The organism is Stenotrophomonas maltophilia (assembly GCF_900186865.1).
In the GTDB taxonomy this organism is placed as follows: domain Bacteria; phylum Pseudomonadota; class Gammaproteobacteria; order Xanthomonadales; family Xanthomonadaceae; genus Stenotrophomonas; species Stenotrophomonas maltophilia.
The window spans coordinates 4,265,327-4,290,672 of sequence record NZ_LT906480.1 but is presented as its reverse complement, the minus strand read 5'-3'; the positions used below and the strand labels follow the sequence as shown (position 1 = coordinate 4,290,672).

Sequence of the window (25,346 nt, the reverse complement as noted above, 5' to 3'; positions counted from 1 at the left end):
CCCCACACGCGTGCCTGGTTGCCGGCCAGCGGCCGGCGCGACCGACAACGAATTCGTGAGCACATCCATGTCGAAGATCGAAGTTTCCTCTGCCACCATGACCCCGCGCGAGATCGTGCAGGAACTGGACCGGCATATCGTGGGCCAGCACGACGCCAAGCGCGCCGTGGCCATCGCCCTGCGCAACCGCTGGCGCCGCATGCAGCTGGTGCCTGAGCTGCGCAATGAAGTGATGCCGAAGAACATCCTGATGATCGGCCCGACCGGCGTTGGCAAGACCGAGATCGCGCGTCGCCTGGCCACGCTGGCCAACGCGCCGTTCGTGAAGGTCGAAGCCACCCGCTTCACCGAAGTCGGCTACGTCGGCAAGGACGTCGAGCAGATCATCCGCGACCTCGCCGATACCGCAGTGAAGCTCTACCGCGAACAGGCCAAGGTGCGCGTGCGTACCCAGGCCGAGGAACGCGCCGAAGACCGCATCCTCGATGCGCTGCTGCCGCGCCGCAGCGGTGGCATCGGCTTCGATCCGGAAGTCGCCCGCAACGAACCGTCGGCGCAGGACAACGAGACCCGCATCAAGTTCCGCAAGATGCTGCGCAACGGTGAGCTGGACGAGCGCGAGATCGAACTCGACCTGGCCGCCAATGTCAGCATGGACATCATGACCCCGCCGGGCATGGAGGAAATGGGCCAGCAGCTGAAGTCGATGTTCGCCAACCTTGGCGGCGGCGCGAAGGCGCACAAGCGCACGCTGACCATCAAGGCCGCGCGACCGCTGCTGATCGAAGAAGAGGCCGGCAAGCTGGTCAACGAGGACGATATCCGCACTGCGGCGATCGAGGCCTGCGAGCAGCACGGCATCGTCTTCATCGACGAGATCGACAAGGTCGCCAAGCGTGGCGATAACGTGGGCGGCGGCGATGTCTCCCGCGAAGGCGTGCAGCGCGACCTGCTGCCGCTGGTGGAAGGCTCCAACGTGTCCACCAAGTACGGCACGATCAAGACCGACCACATCCTGTTCATTGCATCCGGTGCGTTCCACCTGGCCAAGCCCAGCGATCTGATTCCGGAGCTGCAGGGTCGCTTCCCGATCCGCGTTGAACTGGGTGCGCTGAGCAAGGGTGATTTCGTGCGCATCCTGACCGAGCCGAAGGCCGCGCTGACCAAGCAGTACGAGGCGCTGCTGGCTACCGAGGGCGTCAAGGTCAGCTTCACCGCCGACGCCATCGAGCGCCTGGCCGAAATCGCCTTCCAGGTGAACGAGCGCCAGGAGAACATCGGTGCCCGTCGCCTGCATACGGTACTGGAGCGCCTGCTGGATTCGCTCAGCTACGAGGCACCGGACCGCGATGGCGAAAGCCTGGCGATCGACAGCGCCTACGTCGACAAGCACCTGGGTGAGCTGGTGCAGGACCCGGACCTGAGCCGCTACATCCTGTAATGCCCGTTGGGGTCGGATCCCTCGCCCCAGCGAGGGCTCTGACCCCGCCCGCTGCAACAGAAAGGGCCGCCGCAGGGCGGCCATTTTCTTGTGCGGTCAGCGCGACTGCCGGGTGCGGTAGTCCCGCAGCACCTGGTCGATCACCGCACTGGTGCGGGCGGCGCTGATGCCGCTCGAGGGCGAACGGCCGTTGCCGCGCAGCTCGTCCACGAGGGAGGCGATCAATGGCTGCTGGACCGATGGCGGGTTCGGGATGTCGAATGCCTGCATGCCCGCTTCGGTCTCCAGAACCACTGGAACGTCCTCGAAGGTGGCAAAGCGCAGCTGCCCGCGGTCGCCGGTGATCTCGACCTCATCCTGGCGGCGGAACGCGCAGAAGCTCCATTGCGCGATGCCGTGCGCCCCGCTGCCGGTACGGAAGCACATCGAGACACTGTCCTCGGCGGCGTAGGCGCCGGTCAGCGAACTGGCCAGGCCACGCACGTCGCTCAGCGGCCCCAATAGATGGTCGAGCAGGTCCAGGGTATGCGAGCCCAGATCGACGAACAGCCCGCCGCCGGCGATCGACGGATTGGTCCGCCAGAAGTCGGGCGATGCGGCATTCGCCGAATGCGGCCGATGCAGGATGGCGCGCACGCTGCGCGGCGTTCCGATCGCGCCGTTGTCCAGCAGCTGCTTCACCTGTGCGAAGCGGGGCAGGGCACGGCGGTAGTAGGCCACGAACACGGGCACGCCGCTGCGGGCGCTGGCCGCGATGATGCGCTGGCACTCGTCGTGGTCCATGGCCATCGGCTTTTCGATGTAGACCGGCTTGCCCGCGGCGATCGCCTGCAGCGCGTATTGCATGTGCGTCGAGGGCGGCGTTGCGACGTACACCGCGTTCACTTCCGGATCGGCGATGAGTGCGTCGGCGTCCGCGTACCAGCGCGGAATCGCGTGGCGCCGCGCATAATCCTCGGCCAATGCCGCATTGCGGCGCATGACCGCTGCCACCCGTGAGCCGGGTGTACTGGCCAGGGCGGGGCCGCTCTTCTTCTCGGTGACGCTGCCACAGCCGATGAAGCCCCACATCACGTTGTCCAGGATCACGGGGCTGTCCTCAGATGGGCGCGGCGGTGGCGGCAGCAGCGCCACTCACGCTTCGGGCAGCGGCTCGGGCACAGTGCCCGGCACGAACACGCCGTCCTTCACGTAAGCGGCCAGGGTCATGTCCAGTGCGAGCATGCCGTCGCGCTTGAGGTCCATCAGGTCCGGTTCGACCATCGCCCCGTGCAGCACGCCCAGCACGGTGGCATGCAGCATGCGCGCGGCAATCTTGGGGTCGGCGCCTTCGCGCAGCTGGCCCAGATCGCGGGCGCGGCGCAGGGCACGCTCCATCCGGTCCAGCGCATCGCGGAATCCGGCCTGCTGCATTTCGGTCAGCACCCTGGTGTCGGCCGAGGCATCGCTGCGCAGCATGATCTCCATGGTCTTGCGCAGGCGCTCGTCTTCGGACAGCTCGATGAAGGAGTGGATCATCACCGCGCGCAGGTCGTGCACGGGGGTGTCGCGCTGGTCGGTGGAGGTGCGCTCCAGTTCCTGCATGAAGGGCAGGTGCACCCGTTCGACGATCGCGGCCAGCACCTCGCTCTTGTTCTTGAAGTGCCAGTAGACCGCGCCACGGGTATAGCCGGCGCGGGCGCCGATCATCTCCAGCGTGGTACGGGCCACGCCGTGTTCATGGAAGCAGGCTTCGGCGGCGTCAAGGATGCCTTCCCGGGTTGCCTGGGTCTCCTCTTTGGTCTTGCGGGCCATGTAGGTACGAGTGCGGGTGAAACGTGGCTGAATTGTACCGGTTTACAAACAAGCATGTATGTATATTTCGCTCCCATCATTCCCGTCGTGTGCGTGGCAGGCCGGTCCGGCTCCCGCTCCACCCGGGTGGGCGCTGTTCTCACGGTCTTCACCTTTACCGGTCGAAGGGTCCGCCGTATCAGCGCCGGCTGAGATCCTTTCCTTCAAGAGCCTTTCCGTCATGTTGCTGAGCCGAATCCGACCCTTTGCACTGTCGCTGGCCATCGCCGCAGCCGTGGCTGCCTGCGGCGGCCAACCCCAGGCCCCCGAGCAGGGCCCGGGTGACGTCACCGTGGTCACGCTGAAGTCCGAGACCGTGGGCCTGACCCGCGAACTGCCGGGCCGTACCAACGCCTTCCTGGTCGCCGAAGTGCGCCCGCAGGTCAACGGCATCGTTGCCAAGCGCCTGTTCACCGAAGGCGGCATGGTCAAGGCCGGCGAGCCGCTCTACCAGATCGAGGACGCCAGCTACCGCGCCCAGGCCAACAGCGCCCGCGCCCAGCTGGCCCGCGCCGAAGCCACGGCCAACGCCGCGCGCCTGAGCGCCAAGCGCATCACCGAGCTGGCCAAGGTCGACGCGGTCAGCCAGCAGGATCTGGAAAACGCCGTGGCCGCGCAGAAGCAGGCCGAGGCCGATGTCGGTGCCGCCAGGGCCTCGCTGGACGCGGCCAACGTCACCCTCGGCTATGCCCGCATCACCGCGCCGATCAGCGGCCGCATCGGCAAGTCCAGCGTTACCCAGGGTGCGCTGGTCAGCGCCGGCCAGGCCAATGCACTGGCCACCGTGCAGCAGCTGGACCCGATCTACGTCGATCTGACCCAGTCCTCGGCCGAGCTGCTGCAGCTGCGCCGCGAACTGGCTGCCGGCCGCCTGCAGGACAACCAGACGCTGCCGGTCAGCATCCTGATGGAAGACGGCAGCACCTTCGAGCACAAGGGCACGCTGGAGTTCTCTGAAGTGAGCGTCGATCCAGCCACCGGCAGCTTCGGCCTGCGCGTGAAGGTGGACAACCCGGACGGCCTGCTGATGCCGGGCACCTACGTGCGCGCGGTGATCGGCGGCGGCGTGCGCAGCGATGCGGTGCTGGTACCGATGCAGGGCATCGCCCGCGATCCGAAGGGCGACACCACCGCGATGGTGGTCGGCAAGGACAACAAGGTCGAAGTGCGCCCGGTCAAGGTCAGCCGCACGGTCGGCGACAAGTGGCTGGTCGAGGACGGTCTGAAGGCCGGCGACAAGGTCATCGTCGAAGGCCTGCAGAAGATCGGCCCCGGCATGCCGGTCAAGGCCACCGAGAAGGGCGCTGCTCCGGCCAAGCCGGCAGCGGCCGCCCAGCCTGCCGCCCCGGCCGGCGACGCGAAGTAAGCGGAGAACCCCATGGCACGCTTTTTCATCGATCGACCCATCTTCGCGTGGGTGATCGCCATCATCATCATGCTCGCCGGCGGCCTGGCCCTGTTCAAGCTGCCGGTCTCGATGTACCCCAACGTCGCACCGCCGGCGGTGGAAATCAGCGCCACCTACCCGGGTGCATCGGCCAAGGTGGTCGAGGACTCGGTGACGCAGATCATCGAGCAGAACATGAAGGGCCTTGATGGCCTGATCTACTTCTCCTCCAACAGCTCGTCCAACGGCCAGGCCACCATCACCCTGACCTTCGAGAGCGGCACCAACCCGGACATCGCCCAGGTGCAGGTGCAGAACAAGCTGCAGCTGGCCATGCCGCTGCTGCCGCAGGAAGTTCAGCGGCAGGGCATCAACGTGGCCAAGTCCAGCTCGGGCTTCCTGAACGTCATCGCGTTCGTGTCCGAGAACGGCAGCATGGATGCCAACGACATCGCCGACTACGTCGGTTCCAATGTCGTCGATCGCCTGAGCCGCGTGCCGGGCGTGGGCAACATCCAGGTGTTCGGTGGCAAGTACGCCATGCGCATCTGGCTGGATCCGAACAAGCTGCATACCTATGGCCTGTCGGTTGCGGAAGTGACCGCAGCGATCAAGGCACAGAACGCGCAGGTGGCCATCGGCCAGCTTGGCGGTGCACCGTCGATCAAGGGCCAGCAGCTCAACGCCACCATCAACGCGCAGTCGCGCCTGCAGACCCCGGAACAGTTCCGCAACATCATCGTGCGCGGTGCGCAGGACGGTGCCGAGCTGCGCCTGGGGGATGTCGCCCCGCGTCGAGCTGGGTGCCGAGTCCTACGACTTCGTCACCCGCTACAACGGCCAGCCGGCCAGCGGCCTGGCGGTGACCCTGGCCACCGGCGCCAACGCGCTGGATACCGCCGCCGGCGTGAATGCTGCGCTGGAAGACATGAAGAGCTTCTTCCCGGCCGGGCTGAAGGCCGAGGTTCCGTACGACACCACCCCGTTCGTGCGCGTTTCGATCAAGGGCGTGGTGCAGACCCTGATCGAAGCGATCGTGCTGGTGTTCGTGGTGATGTACCTGTTCCTGCAGAACTTCCGCGCCACCCTGATCCCGACCATCGCCGTGCCGGTGGTGCTGCTGGGTACCTTCGGCGTGCTGGCCATGCTCGGCTTCTCGGTGAACATGCTGACCATGTTCGCGATGGTGCTTGCGATCGGCCTGCTGGTGGACGATGCCATCGTGGTGGTTGAGAACGTCGAGCGCATCATGTCCGAGGAAGGACTGTCGCCGCTCGAGGCGACCCGCAAGTCGATGGGCCAGATCACCGGCGCGCTGGTGGGCATCGGCCTGGTGCTGTCGGCGGTGTTCGTGCCGATGGCCTTCATGAGTGGCTCCACCGGCGTGATCTACCGCCAGTTCTCGGCCACGATCGTCTCGGCGATGGCATTGTCGGTGCTGGTCGCGATCGTGCTGACCCCGGCGCTGTGCGCGACCATGCTCAAGCCGCTGAAGAAGGGTGAGCACCACGTCGCCCACCGCGGCCTGGCCGGTCGCTTCTTCAATGGCTTCAACCGTGGATTCGACCGCACCAGCGAAAGCTACCAGCGTGGCGTGCGCGGCATCATCCATCGCCCGTGGCGCTTCATGGGCATCGTCGCGGCGCTGTTCGTGCTGATGGGCGTGTTGTTCGTGCGCCTGCCCAGCTCATTCCTGCCCAACGAAGACCAGGGCGTGTTGATGGCGCTGGTGCAGGCCCCGGTGGGTGCCACCCAGGAACGTACGCTGGAATCGATCGCGGCACTGGAAAACCACTTCCTGCAGAACGAGAAGGATGCGGTGGACTCGGTGTTCTCGGTGCAGGGCTTCAGCTTCGCCGGCATGGGCCAGAACGCCGGCATGGCATTCGTCAAGCTGAAGGACTGGAGCGAGCGTGACGCCAACAATGGCGTGATGCCGATCACCGGACGCGCGATGGCGGCCCTGGGCCAGATCAAGGATGCCTTCATCTTCGCCTTCCCGCCGCCGGCCATCCCGGAACTGGGCACCGCCTCGGGCTATACCTTCTTCCTGAAGGACAACAGCGGCCAGGGCCACGAGGCGCTGGTGGCCGCGCGCAACCAGCTGCTCGGCCTCGCCGCCGGCAGCAAGAAGCTGGCCAACGTGCGCCCGAACGGCCAGGAGGACACGCCGCAGTTCCGCATCGACATCGACGCGGCCAAGGCGACCTCGCTGGGGCTGTCGATCGACCAGATCAACGGCACGCTGGCCGCCGCGTGGGGCAGCTCGTACATCGACGACTTCGTCGATCGTGGCCGCGTCAAGCGTGTGTTCGTGCAGGCCGACCAGCCGTTCCGCATGGTGCCGGAGGACTTCGATCTCTGGTCCGTGAAGAACGACAAGGGTGAAATGGTGCCGTTCAGTGCCTTCGCCACCAAGCACTGGGATTACGGTTCGCCGCGCCTGGAACGCTACAAAGGTGTGTCGGCCATGGAAATCCAGGGCGAACCGGCCCCGGGTGTCGCCTCCGGTGATGCCATGGCCGAGATCGAACAGCTGGCCAAGCAGCTGCCGGCGGGCTTCGGCATCGAATGGACGGCGATGTCGTACCAGGAGCGCCAGGCTGGCTCGCAGACGCCACTGCTGTACACGCTCTCGCTGATGATCGTATTCCTGTGCCTGGCCGCGATGTACGAAAGCTGGAGCGTGCCGACCGCAGTGCTGCTGGCGGCCCCGCTGGGCATCCTCGGCGCGGTGCTGGCCAATACCTTCAAGGGCCTGGAACGCGATATCTACTTCCAGGTGGCGATGCTGACCACGGTGGGCCTGACCAGCAAGAACGCGATCCTGATCGTGGAGTTCGCCAAAGAGAACCTGGAGAAGGGCGCAGGCCTGATCGAATCGATCATGCATGCCGTGCGCGACCGCCTGCGTCCGATCGTGATGACCTCGCTGGCCTTCGGCATGGGCGTGGTACCGCTGGCGATCTCCACCGGTGCCGGTTCGGGCGCCAAGCAGGCGATCGGCACCGGCGTGCTCGGCGGCATGATCGTCGGCACCGTGCTCGGCGTGTTCTTCGTGCCGCTGTTCTTCGTGGTGGTCCAGCGCGTGTTCAAGCGCAAATCCACGACGTGACCTGTAGCGGTCATGCCGGCCTCAGGCTGGCGTTGTCGAAACGGTAGTGCCGGCCGCTGGCCGGCATGACCTCCTGCCATCCGGCAGTACCGATGGAAGTCATTCCCATGAAAAGTGCATCCCTGTTCCTTTCCATTGCCGCTGTGCTCGCGCTCGCCGGCTGCTCCACCCTGGTGCCGAAGAACACCGCTGTCGCCCCGGCGATCCCGGCGCAGTGGCCGGCCGAGGCCGCGCAGGGCGAGGTGGCCGATGTCGCCGCCGTCGGCTGGCGCGACTTCTTCACCGATGCGCGCCTGCAGCAGGTGATCGACCAGTCGCTGCAGAACAACCGCGATCTGCGCGTGGCCGTGCTCAACGTTGAGCGCGCGCGCGGCCAGTACCGTGTGCAGCGCGCTGATCGCGTGCCCGGCGTGGCCGTTACCGGCCAGATGCAGCGCCAGGGCACCGACGCCGGTGTCAACGAACAGTTCACCGCCGGTGTCGGCGTGGCCGAGTTCGAGCTGGATCTGTTCGGCCGCGTGCGCAATCTCAGTGAAGCCGCGCTGCAGCAGTACTTCGCCGTCGCCGCCAACCGCCGCAACGCGCAGTTGAGCCTGGTGGCCGAGACGGCCACCGCATGGCTGACCTACGGTGCCGACGCGCAGCGGCTGAAGATCGCCGATGCCACGCTGAAGACCTACGAGGATTCGCTGCGCCTGGCCGAGGCCCGCCACGAACGTGGTGGCAGTTCGGCGCTGGAGCTGACCCAGACCCGTACCCTGGTCGAGACCGCGCGTACGGACGCCGCACGCCTGCGTGGCCAGCTGGCCCAGGACCGCAACGCGCTGGCGCTGCTGGCCGGTGGCCAGCTGGATCCGGCGCTGCTGCCGGACAGCATCGAGCCGCAGCTGCTTGCACTGGCACCGCCGCCGGCCGGCCTGCCCAGCGACGTGCTGCTGCAGCGCCCGGACATCATGGCCGCCGAACACCAGCTGCTGGCGGCCAACGCCAATATCGGTGCGGCACGCGCGGCGTTCTTCCCGAGCATCTCGCTGACCGGCAGCATCGGCAGTGGTTCGAGCGAACTGTCCAACCTGTTCGACAGCGGTACGCGCGTGTGGAGCTTCCTGCCGAAGATCACGCTGCCGATCTTCCAGGGCGGCAAGCTGCGCGCCAACCTGGCCATCGCCAACGCGGATCGTGATATCGCTCTGGCGCAGTACGAGAAGTCGATCCAGGTGGGCTTCCGCGAAACCGCCGATGCGCTGGCGTTGAATGTCAGCCTGGACGAGCAGGTGAGTTCACAGCAGCGCCTGGTGGAAGCGGCCGAACAGGCCAACCGCCTGTCGCAGGCGCGCTACGACGCGGGCCTGGACAGCTTCGTGACCCTGCTGGATGCGCGGCGTACGGCCTACAACGCACAACAGACCCAGCTGCAGGCGCAGCTGGCGCAGCAGGCCAACCGCATCACCCTGTACAAGGTGATGGGCGGTGGCTGGCACGAGCGCAGCTGAAGGACAGCTGGCCAGCGGCCGGCTCTACCTTGATGATCGATGGTAGTGCCGGCCGCTGGCCGGCATTGTCATTTCAGGACCTGCTACACCGCTTCATCGTCGCGCCGCGCTGCATGGCAGGCGCGAACGCGCGCGAGCGCATCGCCGGCTTCGCGCGCCATCTGCTCGTACTCGGCGCGGATCTCTTCCAGGCGCGCTTCGTCCAGTTCTTCCAGATCCAACAGTTCGTTGTTGGCTTCGGCCGTCGCCCGGATCAGCTCGTCCAGCTTGATCTGCATCGCGGCGGTGTCCGCGTTCTGCGTGTGCTGGATCAGGAACACCATCAGGAAGGTGATGATGGTGGTGCCGGTGTTGATCACCAGCTGCCAGGTGTCGTTGAAACCGAACACCGGGCCACTGATGCCCCAGATCACCACGATCGCTACTGCAGCCAGGAAGGTCCACGGTGAGCCGGTGGCGGCCGCGGCCTTCTTGGCGATCGTATTGAACAGGTTTCGTACTTTCATCGTCGTCGTCCCACTCAGGTGACGAGGATGATCGGCAGTGGCCCGTGCAGGCGCCGTGCAGCGGCGGTCAGGCGCGCATGCGCTGCAGCCGCGGTGCCTGCAGGCTGCGCACCGGACTGCTCTGGTAGACGTGCTGCCAGCAACGGTCGACGAATTCGCGGGCCTGGGCTTCACTCAGTCGCGGCATGATCTGCAGGGCGTACTGGGTCTGGAACATCTCGTCACGTTCGGCCTCGCTGGCGCGCGGCTGGGTGATCAGCGAATCGCAGGCAAACTTGATCCACGGCACGTACGAGCCGAACGAGTTGTGCGGCAGTGCGCCTTCGGCATGTTGGCGGCGCCAGTGATCCAGCTCGGCGTCAACGTTGATGACCGGAGGAATGGTGGGGACTTCAGCGTGCATGACAATCCAGTTCGGTTGAGTGGAAAGGGAGTGGGGGTTCATCGGAGTGTGGCGTATGTGGCGGTGCATGCCGCGTCAGCACGATGTGGAGCTGGCGTTGGCATGTCCAATCAACTGCGCGTGCTCGACGGCACCGAGATCTTCGGCCAGGGTGGCCATCGCGTTGCACAGGCGCTCGTGGTCGAGCGGATGGCGACGGACCAGCTCCAGTTGCATGCGCTGGTAGGCGGTCCAGAACAACGCGCCGCGCCGGTGCAGTGCATATTGCCGCTGCAGGCGTTCGCGGATCGGGTCGAGGATCGAGTCTGGTGCAGGTCGTACGGCGTGCGCGCACATGGCTGGCTCCGCCGGGGAAAGAAGTCCCGGTAACCCCACCCTAGGCGCGGCAGCCGGGCGGGGTGTTATCGCAGCGTGTGCACGTTGCGCAGCTGACTGTGCACTGGTTCACGGCAATGGCCGCAAACGCTGCCGGCACTAGGGCGTGCCGGCACTGAAGCGTTCATTAAACGGGTTCAACAGGACACTGCGTGGTGATCATTCACCGATGTCTTCATTCCAGATCTCCGGGTGCTGCGCAATGAAGCCGCCCAGCAGGTCCACGCATTCCTGGCTGTCCAGGTCGATCACGTTGACGCCATTTTCCCGCAACCAGTCGATGCCGCCCTGGAAGGTGCGCGATTCGCCCACCACCACGGTGCCGATGTTGAACTGGCGCACCAGGCCCGAGCAGTACCAGCACGGTGCCAGGGTGGTGACCATGATCGTGTCCTGGTAACGGCGCTGGCGGCCGGCCTTGCGGAACGCATCGGTCTCGCCGTGCACCGACGGGTCGCCTTCCTGCACGCGGCGGTTGTGGCCGCAGCCAAGCAGGCGGCCGTCGTTGTGGTACAGGGCCGCGCCGATCGGCACGCCGCCCTCGGCCAGGCCCTGGCGGGCTTCGGCGATGGCGGTCTGCAGCAGGGCCTGGTAGTCGGGCGTGGTGATCATGCGGGGCTCCGGTAAGTCGTGGCCCGCCATGATACGGGCAGGGGGTGCCGCTGGCCCCCGGCGGTGCGATAATCGGGGCCATGAGCGAATCCCCCTACAAAGCCGGTACCACCCATTTCGGGTTCCGCGACGTCGCCGCCAAGGACAAGCAGAAGCTGGTCGGCCAGGTGTTCACCTCGGTCGCGCGCAACTACGACCTGATGAACGACCTGATGAGCCTGGGCGTGCACCGGGCGTGGAAGCGCTACTACGTGGCCACCGCGCAGGTGAAGCCGGGCGACCGCGTGCTCGATCTGGCGGGCGGCACCGGCGACATCGCCGCCCTGCTGAAGGAGCGCGTAGGCGCCGAGGGCTCGGTGGTGCTGGGCGACATCAACGCCGGCATGCTGTCGGTCGGCCGTGACCGCCTGACCAACCGCGGCCTGGTGCTGGGCCTGGACTACGTGCAGTGCAATGCCGAGGCCCTGCCGTTCCCGGACAACAGCTTCGACCTGGTCACCATCGCCTTCGGCCTGCGCAACGTGACCGACAAGGACGCTGGCCTGCGCGAGATGTACCGCGTGCTGAAGGTGGGCGGCCAGGCCCGCGTGCTGGAGTTCTCCGAAGTCACCGCGGACTGGTTCAAGCCGATCTACGACTTCCACTCGTTCAAGATCCTGCCGAAGCTGGGCAAGCTGTTCGCCAATGACTCGGACAGCTACCAGTACCTGGCCGAGAGCATCCGCAAGCACCCGCCGCAGGATGAACTGAAGGCGATGATGGGGCAGGCCGGGTTCGAGCGCTGCCACTACAAGAACCTGACCGGCGGCATCGTTTCGATCCACTCCGGCTACAAGCTGTAAGCCCTGCTCTGGTGGGTGCCAACCTTGGTTGGTGCTCGCCCGCTGCGATGATGCGCTCTGGTGGGTGCCGACCTTGGTCGGCGCGGGCCTGCTGCATGCGTTGATGGGTCCGTGCCAACCAAGGTTGGTACCTGCCTGTAGATGCCAGCCTTGGTTGGCATGCGCCCGAGGCGCAGGATCGGCTTGCCTGCCATTACCCCGCACCGCGCAACGCCTGCCGGGCCGGAGGGAGGTACCATTGGGGTTTGATCCCCGTAACGGTCCCGATTCATGCGTAATCCGCTGATGCTCCTTCCGCTGGCCGTGGCCCTGGCCGCCGGCTGCTCCCAGGAGGCGGCCGCGCCCGCCGCCGCCCCGACTGCCGCAAAGGCCCCTGCCGCCCCCGTGAACGCCGAGAACCGCAGCCACGACGAAAGCTCGTACGCCGAGCCGGACAAGGTCGTCATCAAGGACATCGCGCTGGATCTGAAGCTCGACTTCGACCAGAAGCAGATTGGCGGCACCGCCACCTACACCCTGGAATGGAAGCAGAAGGACGCCAGGCAGCTGGTGCTCGACACCCGCGAGCTGACCGTGTCCAAGGTCGAGGCCGTCGCCGCCGATGGCGCGCGCAGCCCGCTGAAGTTCGAGCTGGCCGCCGCTGACAAGGTGTTCGGCAGCAAGCTGACCATCGAGGCCCCGGAACAGCCGGCCAAGGTGGAAGTGACCTACCACACCGCGCCGACCGCATCGGGCCTGCAGTGGCTGGCACCGTCGATGACCGAGGGCAAGAAGCTGCCCTTCATGTTCAGCCAGTCGCAGGCCATCCATGCCCGCTCCTGGGTGCCGCTGCAGGACACCCCGAGCGTGCGCTTCACCTACAGCGCGCACGTGGTCTCGCGCCCGGACGTGATGGTGCTGATGAGCGCCGACAACGATCCGAAGGCCGCGCGTGATGGTGACTACACCTTCAAGATGCCGCAGCCGATTCCGTCCTACCTGCTGGCCATCGCCGCCGGCGACCTGGTGTTCGAGCCGATCTCCGGCCGCTCCGGCGTCTGGGCCGAGCCGACCATGGTCAACAAGGCCGCCAAGGAATTCGAAGACACCGAGAAGATGATCGGTGCCGCCGAGAAGCTGTACGGCGAATACCGCTGGGGCCGCTACGACATGCTGGTGCTGCCGCCGTCGTTCCCGTTCGGCGGCATGGAAAACCCGCGCCTGACCTTCGCCACCCCGACCGTGATCGTCGGCGACAAGTCGCTGGTCTCGCTGGTCGCCCACGAACTGGCGCACAGCTGGTCGGGCAACCTGGTGACCAACGCCAGCTGGAAGGACATCTGGCTCAACGAAGGCTTCACCACCTACGTCCAGGGCCGCATCACCGAAGCCCTGTACGGCAAGGAGATGGCCGAGATGGAGAAGCAGATCGACCAGACCGACCTGCTGGCCGAAGTGAAGGACATGAGCCCGGCCGACCAGGCACTGGCGCTGCCGCCGCTGAACGAGCGTGACCCCGATGAAGCGCTCAGCCAGGTCGCCTACGTCAAGGGTTCGTGGTTCCTGGAGTTCCTGGAACAGCGCTTCGGCCGCGAGACCTTCGATCCGTTCCTGCGGGGCTGGTTCGATGACCACGCCTTCCAGAGCGCGAACACCGACCAGTTCGTCGCGTACATGAAGAAGAACCTGCTGCCGAAGAATCCGTCGGCCGTGACCGAGGCCGAACTGAAGGCGTGGCTGGACGAGCCGGGCATCCCGGCGTTCGCGGCCAAGGCGCAGTCGCGCAACTTCAGCAGCGTCGATACCGCGCGCATCGCATTCGCCAGCGCCGGTACCGTGCCCAGCAGCCAGGTCATCGCCGACTGGAGCACCCAGGAATGGGTGCGCTTCATCGACGGCCTCGGTGCGACCCAGCCGCTGGACAAGCTGGCCACGCTGGACAAGGCCTTCCACTTCACCGGCACCCCCAATGGCGAGATCGCCATGCGCTGGTACCCGCTGGCGATCCGCAGCGGCTACGAGCAGGCCAATGAAGGGGCGGCTGCATTCATCGAGCGCGTCGGCCGTCGCAAGCTGATCCTGCCGATCTACGCCGAACTGGTGAAGACCCCGAAGGGTCTGGAGCTGGCCAAGCAGGCCTTCGAAAAGGCCAAGCCGGGCTACCACCCGATCACCACCGCCTCGGTCCAGGACATGCTGGCCAAGGCTGAAGCCAAGTAAGCGGTAGTGCCGGCCGCTGGCTGGCAACCGGTCACTGCTTCACCACCAACGGCGGGGAAACCCGCCGTTGGTGTATCCGCTTTTCGCTGCCGATAGAATCGGGATGCACTCGCATAGGACCTCCGCCATGAAACGACTGATCCTGCTCACCGCCTGCACCCTGGCCCTGGCCGCCTGCAGCAACCCGGAAGAGGAGCGCAAGGCGCAGGAAGCCGCTGCGGCCGCCGCGCAGGCACAGAAGGAGGCCAAGGCCGAAGACGTGGCCAAGCAGTACGACATGGCCGTGGCCGCGCAGGACTGGGAACGCGCGCGCCTGCATGGTGCTTCGCTGCTGGACCAGTACAAGGACACCGCCGCCGCCGAGCGCATCGCCGCAGGCTTCGACGAGGTCAAGGCCAAGGGCGATGCCGCGCGCGACCTGCGCCGCATGCAGGGGCTATGGCAGTACAACCAGATTCCGGTGGGCAGCAAGGGCAACCAGGTCTCGGCGCAGATCTACAGCAAGGAACGGGTGGACGTGGATGGCAGCGGCGCCAAACCGGTGCAGCTGGTGTTCCGCGATCATCCGGAGTGGAAGCGGCATGCCTACCTGGTGCTGCAGGCCGGCGATTTCCGTTGCCCGCAGTGCACGGTGAAAGTGACCGTGGACGACGGCAAGCCGGTACCAATGGCGGCCTGGCGCCCGAAGACCGATGAAGCCATCGCCCTGTTCATCACCGATCAGAAGGCACTGTGGAAGCTGGCGCGCAAGGGCAAGTCGATCAGCATCGAGTTCCCGATCAAGGCCGGTAGCACGCGCACGGCCGTGTTCGAAACCGGCGGTGTCGACGCCAGCCGCATGCCGCAATGGTGGCAGTGAGGGGTGCGACGGGCAGCGCAGTGCACGCGTTGTCCGCGATCCGGCACTGGGTGTTCGACATGGACGGCACACTGACGGTGGCCGTGCATGACTTCGCCGCGATCCGCCGCGCGCTGGAGATCGCCGCGGAGGAAGACATCCTCGACCATATCGCGGCATTGCCCGACGCACCGGCGCAGGCGAAGCGCGCGTGGCTGCTGGATCACGAGCGCGCCCTGGCCGAGGACGCGCTGCCAGCGCCGGGGGCGGTGAAGCTGCTGCGCGCGCTGGCGGCGGCGGGTTGCCGACTGGGCATCCTGACCCGCAACGACCATGCGCTGGCGAAGCTGACGCTGGAGGCGATCGGGGTCGGGGCGTTGTTCGACGACGCCGACATCATCGGCCGCGATGAAGCGGTGCCCAAGCCCTCGCCGGATGGCCTGCAGCAGCATCTTCGTCGCTGGGGCATCGGGGCTGCGCACGCGGTGATGGTCGGTGACCACGCTTACGACCTGGAGTGCGGTCGTGCCGCGGGCGCCCACACCGTGCTGGTCAACCTGCCGGAGAACCCATGGCCGGGCCGGGCCGACTGGCATTTCGCCGATTGCCGCGCCTTGCTGGCGGCCTGGCAGCAAAAGGGGTAGTGCCGGCCGCTGGCCGGCAGTGTCGACCAAGGTCGACACCTACCAGAACACCCGTGGCCAGGCTGGCGGCCTGGCAGAAGGGGTAGTGCCGGCCGCTGGCCGGCAGTGTCGACCAAGGTCGACACCTACCAGAACACCCGTGGCCAGGCTGGCGGCCTGGCAGCAGAGGGGGTAGTGCCGGCCGCTGGCCGGCAGTGTCGACCAAGGTCGACACCTACCAACAGCATTCCCAGCAGCGCATCGGGTGGAAAGCCCCCTTGTTGTTCAAGAGGGCGCGCCGAAGGCGCGGGGACAAGGTGGAATGCGCGGGCAGTTCGGCTTACGCGCCCAGCGCGTAACCGAACTGCTGCTTGAACTGCTCGTTGAACTCATCGAAGGTGAAGCGCTGGTTCTGCGTGCCCGGGTGCTCGACCTTCAGCGCGCCCATCAGGTTGCCCATGCGGCCGATGGTCAGCCAGTCGTAGCCCTTCTGGATGCCGTAGATCAGGCCGGCGCGGAAGGCGTCGCCACAGCCGGTCGGATCGACCACGCGGCGCTCGTGCGCCGGCGGGATGTCGTAGCTCTTTTCCGGGGTGTGGATGACCGCACCCTTCGGGCCACGGGTGGTGATGTAGGCCTTGACCCGGCTGACGATCTCCTTCTCGTCCCAGCCGGTGCGCTCCTGCAGCAGGTTCGACTCGTAGTCGTTGACCACCACGTAGTCGGCCTGATCGATGAAGGCGCGCAGCTCGGGGCCGTTGAACAGCGGCATGGCCTGGCCCGGGTCGAAGATGAACGGAATGCCGTCCTCGTGGAACTCCTGCGCGTTCTGGATCATGCCTTCGCGGCCGTCCGGGCCGACCAGGCCCAGGGTCACGCCCGGCACGCCGCGCACATGGTTCTCGTAGGAGCGCATCATCGCGCCCGGGTGGAAGGCGGTGATCTGGTTGTTGTCGTGGTCGGTGGTGATGAACGCCTGCGGGGTGAACAGCTCGTCGATCACGCGCACGCGCGACAGGTCGATGCCCAGGCCTTCGAAGTATTCGCGGTACGGGCCGAAGTCCGAACCCACGGTGCCCATCGGGATCGGCTGGCCGCCCAGCAGGTGCAGGTTGTAGGCGATGTTGCCGGCGCAGCCGCCGAACTCGCGGCGCATGCGCGGCACGAGGAAGGACACGTTCAGGATGTGCACCTTGTCCGGCAGGATGTGATTCTTGAACTGGTCCGGGAACACCATGATGGTGTCGAAGGCAAGAGAACCACAGATCAGAGCGGACATCGATGTAAGCCTATGCGGTGAATTTTGGGGTGGGCCGGCCCGGTTCAGCGGGCAAGCAAACGGCGCCCTTGGGCGCCCGACGGCGCAAAGGTTACCCGCTGGTGCCGCTCAGGGCCAGAACCGGGTGATGCCCGATCAGGCCGAAAGCCTGTGAAGACGCGGGTTCAGCTAGTTTTTTCCTTGCTCGGCGGCAGGCGGGTTGCTAGGCTTGTCGGCCTCGATTTCTGCCCATTTTTTCGCCATCCCGCGGCGGGCACGACACCCCTCAGGACTCCTTCCTCAGATGTTCAAGAAACTCCGTGGCATGTTCTCCAACGACCTGTCCATCGACCTGGGCACGGCCAACACCCTCATCTACGTGCGCGGGCAGGGGATCGTGCTGAACGAGCCGTCGGTCGTGGCCGTGCGCCAGGACCGTGCCATCGGTGGCACCCGCTCGGTGGCAGCCGTTGGCGCCGAGGCCAAGCAGATGCTCGGCCGTACCCCGGGCCACATCACCACCATCCGCCCGATGAAGGACGGCGTCATCGCCGACTTCACCTACACCGAGGCGATGCTCAAGCACTTCATCAAGAAGGTGCACAAGTCGCGCGTGCTGCGCCCGAGCCCACGCGTGCTGGTCTGCGTGCCGGCCGGTTCGACCCAGGTCGAGCGCCGCGCAATCAAGGAATCGGCCGAGGAAGCCGGTGCCCGTGACGTGTACCTGATCGAAGAACCGATGGCTGCCGCGATCGGCGCCGGCATGCCGGTCACCGAAGCCCGTGGCTCGATGGTCATCGACATCGGCGGCGGCACCACCGAAGTGGCGGTGATCTCGCTCAACGGCATCGTCTATTCGGCCTCGGTCCGCATCGGCGGCGACCGCTTCGACGAATCCATCACCAACTACGTGCGCCGCAACCACGGCATGCTGATCGGTGAAGCCACCGCAGAGCGCATCAAGGTCGAGCTGGGTTGTGCCTACCCGCAGGCCGAGGTGCAGGAGCTGGAGATCTCCGGCCGCAACCTCGCCGAGGGCGTGCCGAAGATGATCAAGATCAGCTCCAACGAGGTGCTTGAAGCCCTGCACGAACCGCTGTCGGGCATCGTCAGCGCGGTCAAGCTGGCGCTGGAGCAGACCCCGCCGGAACTGTGTGCCGACGTTGCCGAGCGCGGCATCGTGCTGACCGGCGGCGGCGCCCTGCTGCGTGACCTGGACCGCCTGATCTCCGAGGAAACCGGCCTGCACGTGCAGGTGGCCGACGATCCGCTGACCTGCGTGGCCCGCGGTGGCGGTCGTGCGCTGGAACTGGTGGACATGCACGGCAACGAGTTCTTTGCGCCGGAATAAGCCGTCCCGGCCGTTCCTGCCCGCCGCGCCCTTCCGGGGTGCGGCCCGCCGCGATGGCGGGCCGGCACCGGCGGGGCGTCCGCGTGTTTCCCTTCCGCCTTCTGCCAGTTGAATCGTTGCCGTGCCGCCCTACGCCGGTCCTCCCGTTGCCTCCCGATCCGGTGATGCCGCCAGCCCCCTGCGGTTGCTGGCCTATCTTGCGTTGGCCATCACACTGATCGTCCTTGACGATCAGGCGGGTTGGCTGGCGCGCCTGCGCGAGCAGGCCAACAGCCTGGTGCAGCCTGTGTGGGCACTGGCGGGTCTGCCCGGCAAGCTCGGCAACCAGGTCAAGGATTCCGCAGCCAGCCACACCCAGCTGGTCACCGAGAACCGTGAACTGCGCAACCAGCTGCTGCTGGCCAATGCGCGCCTGACCCGTCTGCAGACCGCGGCGCTGGACAACGCCCAGCTGCGCGAACTGCTGAACGTGGCCGAGCGCAGTGGCCTGGACGTGCAGCTGGCGCCGATCCTGGATATCGACCTGGACCCGGTGAAGCAGCGCCTGGTGCTCGACGCCGGCAGCCGCGAAGGCGTGCACGTCGGGCAGGCGGTGATCGATGCCGGTGGCCTGATGGGGCAGGTGATCAGCGTCACCGGCGGTACCTCCACCGTGCTGCTGCTGACCGACCCCGACCATGCGGTGCCGGTCACCGTGGCCCGCAACGGCGTACGCCTGATCGTCTACGGTCGCGGCGACACGCTGGAGCTGCGCGACATCCCGCTCAGCGCGGGTGTGGAAGTGGGCGATGAGATCGTCACCTCCGGCCTCGGTGGCCGCTTCCCGGCCGGCTTCCCGGTCGGCACCATCACCGGCCTGCGCCCGGACGACACCCATGCCTTCCTGGTCGGCGAACTGAAGCCAGCCGCCCAGCTGGATCGTGGCCGTGATGTGCTGCTGCTGCGCCCCGGTGCGGCGATCCGCATTCCGCCGGAACTGCGCCTGCAGCTGGAAGAAACCACTCCGGGTGGCCCGGCCACCGGCGCCACCGTGCCTGCGGGAGCCGCGCCAGCGATAACGACGCCAGCTCCGGTCAGCTCCCCGGTAGTGCCGGCCGCTGGCCGGCAACAGCCCTCGTCGCAAGCGAGGACTGTTGCCCCCGCATCCTCGCTTGATCCTGCCGCTCCGGTAGTGCCGGCCGCTGGCCGGCAACAGCCCTCATCGCAAACGAGGACTGTTGCTCCCGCATCTTCGCTTGATCCTGCTGCTCCGGTAGTGCCGGCCGCTGGCCGGCAACCGACCACGCCGGAGGCCCAGCGATGAGCCGCCTGCGCGACAACCCGTGGGTATTGCCGGCCAGCCTGGTCGTAGCCCTGCTGCTGGGCCTGCTGCCGTTGCCGGCGCTGCTGCAGCCGCTGCGCCCGTACTGGCTGGCGCTGGTACTGGCGTACTGGGTGATCGAGACGCCCGAGCGCGTCGGCCTGGGCATCGCTTTCGCCAGCGGCGTGGTCGCCGACCTGCTATACGGCGGCGTGCTCGGCGAACAGGCGCTGCGGCTGGTGATGCTGGCCTTCATCCTGCAGCGTTTCCGCGCCCGCATCCGCTTCTTCCCGATGTCGCAGCAGATGCTGGCCATCGGTGGCCTGTTGTTCAACGACCGCATCGTCAGCGCGCTGGTCCACATCCTGGTGGGCGAGCCGACCCTGCCGTGGTCGTACTGGTGGGCCCCGCTGTTGGGCATGGGCCTGTGGCCGCTGGTGTTCGTGCTGCTGGACGCAGTGCGCTTCGGCAAGCGCGGGCGCTGAGCCATGATCCCGCGCCGCCAGGTCAAGAACCCGCACGCCGAAGCCGAACAGTTCCGCCGCCGTGCGGCGCTGGGTTTCCTGGGCGTGCTGGTCTGCCTGCTGGGCCTGGGCGGCTGGTACTTCAAGCTGCAGGTGCTGGACCACGACGTCTACGCCACGCGCTCGGAAGCCAACCGCATCAAGCCGCGGCCGGTGGTGCCCGGGCGCGGCATGATCTACGACCGCAACGGTCGCCTGCTGGCCGAGAACGTGCCAGCGTTCCGCCTGGACGTGACCCCGGACAAGGTCAAGGACATGGACGCCACCCTGGAAGGACTGGCGAAGATCATCAGCATCAGCCCGGAAGAGCTGGAAGCGTTCAACAAATCGCGCAAGGCGCGCCGCAAGTTCCTGCCGGTCACGCTGAAGCTGCGCATGAGCGACGAGGAGATGGCGCGCTTCGCCGTCGACCGTTGGCGCTTCCCCGGCGTCGAGCTTGAGCCCTACCTGACCCGGCGTTATCCGTACGGTGACCTGTTCGCGCACATCATCGGCTATGTCGGCCGCGTCGACGACAAGGATCTGGAGATCCTCGGCGAAGGCAATGCCGCGCTGACCCACATCGGCAAGTCCGGCCTGGAGCGCTATTACGAGCAGCAGTTGCGCGGCAAGGTCGGCTACGAGCAGGTCGAAACCAACGTGCAGGGCCGTGCCATCCGCACCATCGGCCGGGTGGCCGCGCAGTCCGGCGCCGACCTGCGGCTGTCGATCGACGCGGACCTGCAGCGTGCCATGGTGGCCGCCTTCGGCGACCAGGAAGGCTCGGCAGTGGCGATGGACCCGCGTACCGGCGAGGTGCTGGCGATGGTCAGCCTGCCGTCCTACGACCCCAACCTGTTCGTCAACGGCATTTCCCATGCCGACTTCAAAGCGCTGAACGAGAACCCGTCGCGGCCGCAGTTCAACCGCCTGGTGCTCGGCGGCGTCGCTCCCGGTTCCACGCTGAAGCCGCTGATCGGCCTGGCCGGCCTGGACTCGGGCGTGCGCCGCCCGGAAGACAAGGTGCTGTCCACCGGCATGTTCTACCTGCCCGGCACCAGCCGTGGCTGGGGTGATGCGCATCGTGGCGGCCATGGCTGGACCGACCTGCGCAAGTCCATCGCCGAGTCGGTCAACACCTACTACTACAAGCTGGCGCTGGACCTGGGCATCGAGCGCTTCGACCATTACATGGAGTACTACGGCTTCGGCCAGCCGACCGGTATCGACCTCACCGGCGAAATCGGCGGCATCCTGCCGTCGCCGGCCTACAAGCGGAAGACCCGCAAGGAAGCCTGGTACCCCGGCGATACGGTCAACATCAGCATCGGCCAGGGCGACTGGAAGGTCACCCCGCTGCAGTTGGCGCGCGGCGTCAGCGCGCTGGCCGACGGGCAGCTGCGCACCCCGCACCTGGTGATCCAGCAGCGCGACGGCTTCGACAGCGACTGGACCGCGGCGCCGCCCGGCGAGAGCAAGCCGGTCAGCCCCAACCCCAACAACGTGCAGGCGGTGCGCGAGGGCATGATGGCGACCATGCGGCCGGGCGGCAGCGGCTGGCGTGTGGCGGTCGGTGCGCCGTACGTGATGGCCGGCAAGACCGGTACCGCGCAGGTCATCAGCCGCAAGGGCACCGCAGCGGTGAACCCGAAGAGCCTGCCCATGCACCTGCGCCACCGCGCGCTGTTCGTCGGCTTCGCGCCGGTCGAAAACCCGGTGATCGCGATCGCGGTGGCGGTGGAAGGCGGTGGCTATGGTGGTTCGGCTGCTGCGCCGATCGCCCGCAAGGTGTTCGATGCCTACCTGCTGGGCAAGATGCCCGAGGGCATGCAGCCGCTGGACAGCGAGCGTGGTACCACCGCCATCGGTGCCACCGCGTTCGACAACGAAGACGCCGGCGCACGCCAGGCCGGTGATCTGGCGGCCGCGCAGCTGGGCGAACACCCGGCGCAGGTGGGTGCCCCCACCCCCGAACCGGCCCCTGCGCCGCAGCCGGGCACGCCGGCCGCTGCCGCAGTGCCGGCCACGCCACGCCCGACGGTTGCGGAGCCCGCACGATGAAAGTGTTCCTGCGCTGGGCCGGCGACATGCTGCGCCGCTTCTTCAGCACGCTGGACTGGGTGTTGTGCCTGGCCCTGGGCGCGCTGATGGTGATCGGCCTGGCCACCTTGAAGAGTGCCGGTGGCGACGGCCTGGTGATGGCCCAGGGCGCGCGTTTCGCGGTGGGCATGGCTGCACTGTGGGGCATCTCGCGGGTGCCGATCCTGCGCATCCGCTCGGCCACGCCGATGATCTATGCGATCTCCATGATTCCGCTGCTGGCGGTGTTCGTGCTCGGCACCGGCAAGTACGGCCGGCAGTGGCTGGACCTGAAGTTCTTCTACCTGCAGCCGGCCGAGCTGCTGAAGGTCAGCCTGCCGATGATGGTGGCCTGGTACCTGCACAAGATGCCGCTGCCGCCGCGCTTCAACACCGTGCTCGTGGCCTTGATCATCATCGGCGTGCCGACCGGCCTGGTGATGTTGCAGCCCGACTTCGGTACCGGCGTGCTGATCGCCGCCAGTGGCGTGTTCGTACTGCTGCTGGCAGGCCTGCCGTGGTGGTGGGTCGGGCTGGGCGTGGGCGGCGTGGCTGCGGTCGCGCCGGTGGCCTGGTTCTGGCTGCTGCGGCCGTACCAGAAGGACCGCATCATGATGTTCCTGGACCCGGAGATGGATGCACTGGGGGCCGGCTGGAACATCATCCAGTCGAAGATCGCGATCGGGTCCGGTGGCTTCGATGGCAAGGGCTGGGGCGAGGGCTCGCAGTCGCACCTGAACTTCATTCCCGAACAGACCACCGACTTCGCGTTCTCGGTGCTGAGCGAGGAGTTCGGCTGGATGGGTGTGGCCCTGGTGCTGACCCTGTACCTGGTGGTGATCGGGCGTTGCCTGTGGATCGCCAGCCAGTCGCGCGATTCCTATTCGCGCCTGTTGGCCGGCGCTACCGGCCTGGCGTTCTTCGTCTATGTACTGGTGAACGGCGGGATGATTTCCGGCCTGCTGCCGGTGGTGGGCGTGCCGATGCCGCTGATCAGCTACGGCGGTACCTCGGCGGTGTCACTGCTGGCCGGCTTCGGCCTGGTGATGGCCGTACGCAGTCACAACCCGGTGCACGGCGGCTACGGCTAGCACCGGTCGCGCGCTTCGTCGCGCTTCCATCTGCTCGATTGCATCCGCTGTTCTGTAGAGTCGAGCACGGCTTGACTCTACAAGCGCATGCGCACCCTGACAGCTTCACGCAAGCACGCATTGCTACCGTGCCCACGTGGAATGGAAACGACTGCTTGGCGGCTGCCGTGAGGTGGCGCGCACGATCGATCTGCCATTGCTGATCGCGCTGCTGATCCTGATGGGCGCGGGCCTGGCGGTGCTGCACAGCGTGTCCGGTCCGGTGGCTGGGCAGGCGGCGCGTTTTGCCGGTGGCCTGGCGTCGATGTGGCTGCTGTCCCGCGTTTCGCTGCTGCGGCTGCGCGCGTGGACGCCGGCAATCTATGCGCTGTCGTTGCTGCCGCTGATGGCGGTGTATGTGATCGGTACAGGCAAGTACGGGCAGCGCTGGCTCAATCTCGGCGTGTTCTACCTGCAGCCGTCCGAACTGCTCAAGCTCAGCCTGCCGCTGATGATGGCCTGGTACCTGCATCGGCAACCGCTGCCACCGTCGCCGCGCACCGTACTGACCACCACCGTGCTGATCGGTGTACCCGCCGTGCTGATCCTGATGCAGCCCAACCTGGGCACCGCCACGCTGGTTACCGCCAGCGGCGTGTTCGCGCTGCTGCTGGCCGGATTGCACTGGGGCTGGGTGGCCACTGGCGCGACGGGCCTTGCCGTTGCCGCGCCGCTGGCCTGGTTCGGCCTGCTGCGGCAGTACCAGAAGGATCGCGTGCTGACCTTCCTTGATCCGTCGGCGGATCCGCTTGGCACCGGTTGGAACATCCTGCAGTCGCGCATCGCGATCGGCTCCGGTGGCTGGGACGGGCGCGGCTGGGGGCAGGGCACCCAGGCCACGCTGGACTTCCTGCCTGAGTACACCACGGACTTCGCGTTCTCGGTGCTGGCCGAAGAGTTCGGCTGGATCGGCGTGGCCACTGTGTTTGCGCTGTACCTGTTCGTGGTCGGCCGCTGCCTGTGGATCGCGGTGCACGCCCGCGACACGCACGCACGGTTGCTGGCCGGCAGCCTGGGCTTGGCGTTCTTCGTGTACGTACTGGTGAACGGCGGGATGATTTCCGGCCTGCTGCCGGTGGTGGGCATTCCGATGCCGTTGATCAGTTATGGAGGTACCTCGGCGGTGTCGCTGCTGGCGGGTATCGGGCTGGTGATGGCGGTGCGCGGGCACCGGCCCGTGCACGGGGGATAGGGTTTCCAGCCAACGGCGCAGCCCCTCGTGGGTGGTCGCGAAAAGCAGTTAACGGGTGAGGCCAGGTAGATGGGCTGCGCAGGGGCCGCTGCAAGTACGTCCATGTAAGCTCGGTCGCCGCATCCATGCGGCTCACGCCCCTGCGCAGCCCATCTACCCGGCCACGGACAGGTTCCGTGCGCGTCTACTCACGGAGAAGAAAGAGAAGATCAAAAGCAAAAGCGGCTTGGCGGGTCGCTTCATTGCCTTGTGTGGAGCCGAGCCATGCTCGGCTCACAAGCAAGCGCAGCGCCGCGACCCGCTTTTGATTTTCTCTTTCTTCTCCGTGGGTGGCAGACCGCCAAAATCTGTCAGAGGGCGGTCGGGTTGGGTACGCGGGGGTGCCAGCCGCATGGATGCGGCTGACAAGCCTCCAGGGACGGATTCACGGCGTCCCCCGCGTACCCAACCCGACCGGCCCACCCGCGGCTTCTGCTTTCCGCGGCCACCCAGACACCACCCACGAGGGGCTGCGCCGTTGGCTGGAAACTTCCTGACTCTGCGCAACGCTCGCTGTGGAAGCGTTCTCACAACGATGCAGGACAGCACACTCGCTGACCAAAGTCCGCAAAAAACGTTAGCTGGTTCACACTTTTACGCCGCGTTGATCTTGATCAATGGACTTGTCGTAATCGGCCTGCACAATGGCGGCCCGTTCGGCACGGCGCGCCGTCTATCGTTGCAGCGCGAGGGGGCGTCGGGCGGGAAGCAGTACTGATCCAACGGATACAAGGAGCGCGGGGCACTGCCACTGGGGAGCGGCAGCCGCGCAGGTATCGACCGGATCCGGTCGCCGGTTGCGTCTGCGGGGATGGGGACGCAACCGG

Annotated in this window: 20 protein-coding genes and 1 pseudogene; 14 read left to right on the top strand and 7 right to left on the bottom strand. The window is 66.8% G+C overall.

Going from position 1 to position 25,346, the window contains the following annotated elements; translation table 11 throughout:
• The first annotated feature begins 67 nt into the window (after positions 1–67).
• Positions 68–1,441, top strand: a complete 1,374-nt coding sequence (gene hslU, locus CKW06_RS20185) for an ATP-dependent protease ATPase subunit HslU (protein ID WP_005414521.1) — start codon at positions 68–70, stop codon at positions 1,439–1,441.
• Between the two features lie 96 nt (positions 1,442–1,537).
• Here hslU and CKW06_RS20180 read toward each other — a convergent pair whose 3' ends face one another.
• Together CKW06_RS20180 and smeT are read right to left on the bottom strand one after the other, a co-directional pair.
• Entirely contained in the window at positions 1,538–2,530 is a 993-nt protein-coding gene (locus CKW06_RS20180) for a Gfo/Idh/MocA family protein (RefSeq protein ID WP_024957055.1), read from the bottom strand.
• Positions 2,531–2,575: 45 nt separating this feature from the next.
• Complete coding sequence (smeT, locus tag CKW06_RS20175) at positions 2,576–3,235, bottom strand: efflux transporter SmeDEF transcriptional repressor SmeT (RefSeq protein ID WP_024957054.1); 660 nt, start codon at positions 3,233–3,235, stop codon at positions 2,576–2,578.
• 220 nt (positions 3,236–3,455) lie between these two features.
• Here smeT and smeD point away from each other — a divergent pair, with 220 nt between their 5' ends.
• The 3 genes and pseudogenes from smeD (at position 3,456) to smeF (ending at position 9,269) form a co-directional block, all read left to right on the top strand.
• On the top strand, positions 3,456–4,640 hold the full coding sequence (smeD, locus tag CKW06_RS20170; RefSeq protein WP_005411089.1) for a multidrug efflux RND transporter periplasmic adaptor subunit SmeD: 1,185 nt from the start codon (positions 3,456–3,458) through the stop codon (positions 4,638–4,640).
• Positions 4,641–4,652: 12 nt separating this feature from the next.
• Positions 4,653–7,776 (top strand): annotated as a pseudogene (smeE, locus tag CKW06_RS20165) (multidrug efflux RND transporter permease subunit SmeE).
• Positions 7,777–7,868: 92 nt separating this feature from the next.
• A complete protein-coding gene (gene smeF, locus CKW06_RS20160; RefSeq protein WP_012481298.1) occupies positions 7,869–9,269 on the top strand; it encodes a multidrug efflux RND transporter outer membrane subunit SmeF in 1,401 nt (466 codons plus the stop codon).
• Positions 9,270–9,352: 83 nt separating this feature from the next.
• On the opposite strand, the gene CKW06_RS20155 is transcribed toward smeF, so the two are convergent.
• From CKW06_RS20155 to CKW06_RS20140, 4 genes are all read right to left on the bottom strand, one after another.
• Positions 9,353–9,775 carry a low affinity iron permease family protein gene (locus tag CKW06_RS20155; protein WP_005411086.1) on the bottom strand — a complete coding sequence of 141 codons (423 nt, stop codon included), beginning with the start codon at positions 9,773–9,775 and terminating at the stop codon, positions 9,353–9,355.
• 67 nt (positions 9,776–9,842) lie between these two features.
• Positions 9,843–10,178, bottom strand: coding sequence for a hypothetical protein (locus tag CKW06_RS20150; protein WP_005411085.1), 336 nt, complete (start codon positions 10,176–10,178; stop codon positions 9,843–9,845).
• A 75-nt stretch (positions 10,179–10,253) separates the two neighbouring features.
• The gene (locus CKW06_RS20145) at positions 10,254–10,514 is read right to left on the bottom strand and encodes a hypothetical protein (RefSeq protein ID WP_024957053.1); all 261 of its coding nucleotides are present in this window, start codon (positions 10,512–10,514) and stop codon (positions 10,254–10,256) included.
• A gap of 198 nt (positions 10,515–10,712) precedes the next feature.
• The gene (locus CKW06_RS20140) at positions 10,713–11,165 is read right to left on the bottom strand and encodes a nucleoside deaminase (RefSeq protein WP_005411083.1); all 453 of its coding nucleotides are present in this window, start codon (positions 11,163–11,165) and stop codon (positions 10,713–10,715) included.
• A gap of 80 nt (positions 11,166–11,245) precedes the next feature.
• On the opposite strand from CKW06_RS20140, the gene ubiE reads away from it, so the two are divergent.
• From ubiE to CKW06_RS20120, 4 genes are all read left to right on the top strand, one after another.
• Positions 11,246–12,007 (top strand): bifunctional demethylmenaquinone methyltransferase/2-methoxy-6-polyprenyl-1,4-benzoquinol methylase UbiE, encoded by a 762-nt coding sequence (gene ubiE / locus CKW06_RS20135; protein WP_005411082.1) that lies wholly within the window; start codon positions 11,246–11,248, stop codon positions 12,005–12,007.
• Between the two features lie 270 nt (positions 12,008–12,277).
• The gene (locus tag CKW06_RS20130) at positions 12,278–14,206 is read left to right on the top strand and encodes a M1 family metallopeptidase (RefSeq protein WP_005414514.1); all 1,929 of its coding nucleotides are present in this window, start codon (positions 12,278–12,280) and stop codon (positions 14,204–14,206) included.
• Positions 14,207–14,333: 127 nt separating this feature from the next.
• Complete coding sequence (locus CKW06_RS20125) at positions 14,334–15,065, top strand: hypothetical protein (protein WP_024957052.1); 732 nt, start codon at positions 14,334–14,336, stop codon at positions 15,063–15,065.
• Positions 15,053–15,688 (top strand): HAD family hydrolase, encoded by a 636-nt coding sequence (locus CKW06_RS20120; protein ID WP_032963570.1) that lies wholly within the window; start codon positions 15,053–15,055, stop codon positions 15,686–15,688. The genes CKW06_RS20125 and CKW06_RS20120 overlap by 13 nt, the downstream gene beginning before the upstream one ends.
• Positions 15,689–16,007: 319 nt before the next feature.
• On the opposite strand, the gene CKW06_RS20115 is transcribed toward CKW06_RS20120, so the two are convergent.
• Positions 16,008–16,946 (bottom strand): carbohydrate kinase family protein, encoded by a 939-nt coding sequence (locus tag CKW06_RS20115; RefSeq protein ID WP_005411078.1) that lies wholly within the window; start codon positions 16,944–16,946, stop codon positions 16,008–16,010.
• A gap of 283 nt (positions 16,947–17,229) precedes the next feature.
• Here CKW06_RS20115 and CKW06_RS20110 point away from each other — a divergent pair, with 283 nt between their 5' ends.
• The 6 genes from CKW06_RS20110 (at position 17,230) to rodA (CKW06_RS20085) (ending at position 24,480) form a co-directional block, all read left to right on the top strand.
• Entirely contained in the window at positions 17,230–18,276 is a 1,047-nt protein-coding gene (locus CKW06_RS20110) for a rod shape-determining protein (RefSeq protein ID WP_005411077.1), read from the top strand.
• 121 nt (positions 18,277–18,397) lie between these two features.
• The gene (mreC, locus tag CKW06_RS20105) at positions 18,398–19,579 is read left to right on the top strand and encodes a rod shape-determining protein MreC (RefSeq protein ID WP_024957050.1); all 1,182 of its coding nucleotides are present in this window, start codon (positions 18,398–18,400) and stop codon (positions 19,577–19,579) included.
• Complete coding sequence (gene mreD / locus CKW06_RS20100; protein ID WP_005411075.1) at positions 19,576–20,061, top strand: rod shape-determining protein MreD; 486 nt, start codon at positions 19,576–19,578, stop codon at positions 20,059–20,061. The genes mreC and mreD overlap by 4 nt, the downstream gene beginning before the upstream one ends.
• A 3-nt stretch (positions 20,062–20,064) precedes the next feature.
• Entirely contained in the window at positions 20,065–22,140 is a 2,076-nt protein-coding gene (gene mrdA / locus CKW06_RS20095) for a penicillin-binding protein 2 (protein WP_024957049.1), read from the top strand.
• Positions 22,137–23,249, top strand: a complete 1,113-nt coding sequence (gene rodA / locus CKW06_RS20090; RefSeq protein ID WP_005411073.1) for a rod shape-determining protein RodA — start codon at positions 22,137–22,139, stop codon at positions 23,247–23,249. Before mrdA ends, rodA (CKW06_RS20090) begins: the two co-directional genes overlap by 4 nt.
• Before the next feature lie 136 nt (positions 23,250–23,385).
• Positions 23,386–24,480 carry a rod shape-determining protein RodA gene (gene rodA, locus CKW06_RS20085; RefSeq protein WP_024957048.1) on the top strand — a complete coding sequence of 365 codons (1,095 nt, stop codon included), beginning with the start codon at positions 23,386–23,388 and terminating at the stop codon, positions 24,478–24,480.
• Positions 24,481–25,346: the final 866 nt, after the last annotated feature.